Source organism: Bradyrhizobium sp. PRIMUS42 (assembly GCF_023006515.1).
In the GTDB taxonomy this organism is placed as follows: Bacteria; Pseudomonadota; Alphaproteobacteria; order Rhizobiales; family Xanthobacteraceae; genus Bradyrhizobium.
On record NZ_JALBGZ010000519.1, the window covers coordinates 1 to 4,630 of the forward strand.

4 protein-coding genes are annotated in these 4,630 nt (G+C 65.2%); 1 reads left to right on the forward strand and 3 read right to left on the reverse strand.

Annotated features, from left to right (window positions below):
• The 3 genes from MOV75_RS28225 to MOV75_RS28235 all read right to left on the reverse strand — a co-directional run.
• Window positions 1–237, reverse strand: a 237-nt coding sequence (locus tag MOV75_RS28225) for a GNAT family N-acetyltransferase (RefSeq protein ID WP_369010471.1), incomplete at its 3' end; no start/stop codon positions are given.
• Between the two features lie 131 nt (window positions 238–368).
• Complete coding sequence (locus MOV75_RS28230; protein ID WP_246930918.1) at window positions 369–1,511, reverse strand: type III PLP-dependent enzyme; 1,143 nt, start codon at window positions 1,509–1,511, stop codon at window positions 369–371.
• A gap of 672 nt (window positions 1,512–2,183) precedes the next feature.
• Complete coding sequence (locus MOV75_RS28235; RefSeq protein WP_027562896.1) at window positions 2,184–2,438, reverse strand: hypothetical protein; 255 nt, start codon at window positions 2,436–2,438, stop codon at window positions 2,184–2,186.
• Window positions 2,439–2,577: 139 nt separating this feature from the next.
• Here MOV75_RS28235 and MOV75_RS28240 point away from each other — a divergent pair.
• Window positions 2,578–4,630, forward strand: a 2,053-nt coding sequence (locus MOV75_RS28240) for a M3 family metallopeptidase (protein WP_247006989.1), incomplete at its 3' end; no start/stop codon positions are given.

Sequence of the window (4,630 nt, forward strand, 5' to 3'; positions counted from 1 at the left end):
GTGCCACAGCCGCACGGTTCCCACGAGCTTGCCCTCGCGCACCGCCGACAGGGCAAGGCCTGTGGCGGGCGCTCGTCCGTCGCGCAGGCGCTGGCAGGTGCGGCCGTGGCGGTTCTCGCCAAAGCAGGCATCGAGCAGTGCTTCACGCATCGTGACGTCGCCAGCACGCTCCGCACGGATCACGAACGGAGCGGCTTTCGAGGTGAGGGCGATCTGTGGCTTCCGAGGAGTGGTCATGGCGCGTCAGTCCCCGCTTGAACGGGCGTGCGGGCGGCACGCCAGTCCAAGACGTCGTCAGAAATAGAGATGTGAGGGAGGAGCCGGCAAGCCGGCTCCCGGGTTCGTCAGGCCTCAGACCAAGAGGCGGATCAGATGTGGTACGTCCTCAACGGCGGGATGCCGTTGAACGCCACCGACGAGTAGGTCGACGTATAGGCCCCGGTGCCTTCGATCAGCACCTTGTCGCCGATCTCGAGCGTCACCGGGAGCGGATACGGGCTCTTCTCGTACAGCACGTCGGCGCTGTCGCAGGTGGGTCCCGCGAGCACGCACGGCGTCATGTCCGCGCCGTCGTGACGGGTGCGGATGGCGTAGCGGATCGACTCGTCCATCGTCTCGGCGAGACCGCCGAATTTGCCGATGTCCAGGTACACCCAACGCACCTCGTCCTCGTCGCTCTTCTTCGAGATCAGCACGACCTCGGATTCGATGATGCCGGCGTTGCCCACCATGCCGCGGCCCGGCTCGATGATGGTCTCCGGAATCTGGTTGCCGAAGTGCTTGCGCAGCGCGCGGAAGATCGAGCGGCCGTAAGTCACCACCGGCGGCACGTCCTTCAGGTACTTGGTCGGGAAGCCGCCGCCCATGTTGACCATGGACAGGTTGATCCCGCGCTCGGCGCAGTCGCGGAACACCTGCGAGGCCATCGCCAGCGCGCGGTCCCACGCCTTCACCTTGCGCTGTTGCGAGCCGACATGGAACGAGATGCCGCACGGCTCCAGCCGAAGGCGCTTGGCGAGGTCGAGCACCTCGACCGCCATTTCCGGATCGCAGCCGAACTTGCGCGACAGCGGCCACTCGGCGCCGGCGCAGTCATAGAGGATGCGGCAGAACACCTTCGCGCCGGGGGCGGCACGGGCGACCTTCTCGACTTCGGCGGAGCAATCCACGGCGAAAAGCCGGATGCCGAGCGCGAAGGCGCGCGCGATGTCGCGCTCCTTCTTGATCGTGTTGCCGAAGGAGATGCGGTCCGGCGTCGCACCCGCGGCCAGCGCCATCTCGATTTCGGCGACCGTCGCGGTGTCGAAGCAGGAGCCCATGGACGCCAGCAGGGCCAGCACTTCCGGCGCGGGGTTCGCCTTGACGGCGTAGAACACGCGGCTGTCGGGCAGGGCCTTGGCGAAGGTCTGGTAATTGTCGCGCACGACCTCGAGGTCGACGACGAGGCACGGCTCGGTGTCGAGGCCATCCTTGCGGCGGTTGCGCAGGAATTCCTGGATACGTTCGGTCATAGCACTCTCCAAAGCGGCCCCAGCGACGGAGCTCGTTCAAAGCGGTTCTCGGACGAGGGTGCTTCGCCGCTGCCGCACGATGGAGACGCGACAGGGCTAAAACCCTAGACCGAATTGTGCTGCCGTGGATTGGTTGGGAATTTTCCCGCCCGCACACCTGGCAATGAAGGACAAGCCTTTTCAGTAGCCCGCGCCGGCGTTGGACTGCCGGTAGAGACCAAAAAAGCCCGATCCGTCGTTGCTTTAAGTCGCGTCCCCCGTTGAGAGCGGGGTGCGCCGGTTCGCCTCCGGCTGCCAGTCACGGTTGCAAAAAGTGAAGTCACCTTCGACAAGGCATCTCTTGAGAGAGATGCTGGACGCTCCGGGTTTGCTGTCGTCTTCCGGCTATGAGCCTTCCGACTTCCGCACTTCCGAAGAGCCCCTCGGCTTCTTCACCCCTTGGCGGCTGTCCGGCCTCTTGTCCGGATACCTACCGACTGACACACGACCACAGGCACGTGCGAAATTGGGCAAGAGCGCACATAAGCGTTTTGACTCTGCTTCGCAAGAATTTTTTTAGGCTGACAACAGAATTGCCTAACGTCTGCTTGCGCAGTGTTGCGCGAGCGACGCGGAAGATGAACGGGCGTTAAGTTTTCAAGCCGCCGCGAGCGTCACGCGGCTGTGCGCGCGTCAGCGGCGCTTCGTGAACGGCTCGACGCGCTGAGCTGCGCGGATGAAGGCGGTCATCACGAGCACGCCGAGTGTGAACAGCACGGCCTGGAGAATGTGCGTGCCCTGATCGCCGAGCCCGAACAGGATCGCGAGCGCCCAGCCGCCGGCAAAGGCCGCGCCGAACACTTCGGCGCCGATCAGGATGGCGGCACTGATGACGGTGATGACGCTTGGCCAGACGATCTGACGGGAAGACGAGGAAGGCGCGTTCATGAGCTCAGGGGTCCGTAGTCTATCGAGGGCCGCAATCTCCCCGAAAAGGCGGCCGGGAGCAAGGCCAAATGGCTCAAAAAAGCCCCATCGCGTGCTATAGCTGGCCGCAACAATCGACCCATGAAAATCGGGACTTGCGATGTCAGAACCCCGCCAAACTACGGACTCCGAGACCAATCCGCTGCTGAAGGCCTGGGTGACGCCGTTTGCGACCCCGCCCTTCGACGAGATCAAGCCGGAGCACTTCCTCCCGGCGTTCGAGCAGGCCTTCGCCGATCACTCCGCCGAGATCGCGGCGATCACCAACGATCCGGCCGCGCCCGACTTCGCCAACACCATCACGGCGCTGGAGCGCTCGGGCAAGCTGCTGAGTAAGGTCGCCGCGGTCTTCTACGACCTGGTCTCGGCGCATTCCAACCCGGCCATCCTGGAGATCGACAAGGAGGTCTCCTTGCGGATGGCGCGGCACTGGAATCCGATCATGATGAACGCCGTGCTGTTTGGTCGCATCGCCCAGCTGCACGAAAACCGCGCGGCGCTCGGTCTTAGCCCGGAGCAGCTCCGCCTGCTGGAGCGCACCTACACCCGATTCCACCGCGCCGGCGCCGGCCTCTCCGAGGAGGCCAAGACGCGGATGGCGGAGATCAATGAGAAGCTGGCCCAACTCGGCACCGGCTTCAGCCATCATCTGCTCGGCGACGAGCAGGACTGGTTCATGGAGCTTGGCGAGGCTGATCGCCAGGGCCTGCCGGAGAGCTTCGTCGCCAGCGCCAAGGCTGCGGCAGAAGAGCGCGGCATGGAAGGCAAGGCCATCGTCACGCTGTCGCGCTCCTCGGTCGAGTCGTTCCTGAAGAGCTCGGCCCGGCGCGACCTGCGCGAGAAGGTCTACAAGGCCTTCATCGCGCGCGGCGACAACGGCAATGCCAACGACAACAATACGACCATCGTCGAGATCCTGAAGCTGCGCGAGGAGAGCGCGAACCTGCTGGGCTATCCGACCTACGCCGCCTACCGGCTCGAGGACTCCATGGCCAAGACGCCGGACGCGGTGCGGGGCCTGCTGGAGCGGGTCTGGAAGCCGGCGCGCGCCCGGGCGCTCGCCGACCGCGACGAGATGCAGGCGCTGATCACGGAGGAGGGCGGCAATTTCAGGCTCGCTCCCTGGGACTGGCGCTTCTACGCCGAGAAGCTCCGCCTGCAGCGCGCCAATTTCGATGACGCGGCGATCAAGCCGTATCTTTCGCTCGACCACATGATCGAAGCGGCCTTCGACTGCGCCACGCGCCTGTTCGGGATCACCTTCGAGGAGCGCAAGGACGTTCCGGTCTGGCATCCCGACGTCCGGGTCTGGGAGGTCAAGGGCCCCGACGGTAAGCACAAGGCGCTGTTCTATGGCGACTACTTCGCCCGGCCGTCGAAGCGCTCAGGCGCCTGGATGACCTCGCTGCGCGACCAGCAGAAGCTCGACGGCGACGTCGCGCCGCTCGTTCTCAACATCTGCAACTTCTCCAAGGGGGCCGGCGGCGAGCCTTCGCTGCTGTCGCCCGACGACGCCCGCACCCTGTTCCACGAGTTCGGCCACGGCCTGCACGGCATGCTGTCCAACGTGACCTATCCGTCGCTGTCGGGCACATCCGTGTTCACCGACTTCGTCGAGCTGCCGTCGCAGCTCTACGAGCACTGGCAGGAGCGGCCCGAGGTGCTCCAGCAATTCGCCCGCCACCACCAGACCGGCGAGCCGCTGCCGGACGACCTGCTCCAGCGCTTCCTGGCCGCGCGAAAATTCAACCAGGGCTTTGCCACGGTCGAGTTCGTGTCCTCGGCGCTGGTCGACCTCGAATTCCACACCCAGCCAGCTTCCGCTGCGCAGGATGTCCGTGGCTTCGAAAAGAAGGAGCTGGAGAAGATCGGCATGCCCGAGGAGATCGCGCTGCGTCACCGTCCCACGCAGTTCGGTCACATCTTCACCGGTGACCACTATGCCGCCGGATATTACAGCTACATGTGGTCGGAGGTGATGGACGCCGACGCCTTCGGCGCGTTCGAGGAGGCAGGCGACATCTTCGATCCTGCCGTCGCAAAACGCCTGCACGACGACATCTATTCGAGCGGCGGATCGGTCGATCCGGAAGCGGCCTACGAGGCCTTCCGCGGCCGTCCGCCCGAGCCGGATGCGCTGCTCCGCCGCCGCG

Coding starts and splice junctions, on each gene's coding strand:
- MOV75_RS28230 (WP_246930918.1), bottom strand. CDS start 1,511: ATGACCGAACGTATCCAGGAATTCCTGCGCAACCGCCGCAAGGATGGC.
- MOV75_RS28235 (WP_027562896.1), bottom strand. CDS start 2,438: ATGAACGCGCCTTCCTCGTCTTCCCGTCAGATCGTCTGGCCAAGCGTC.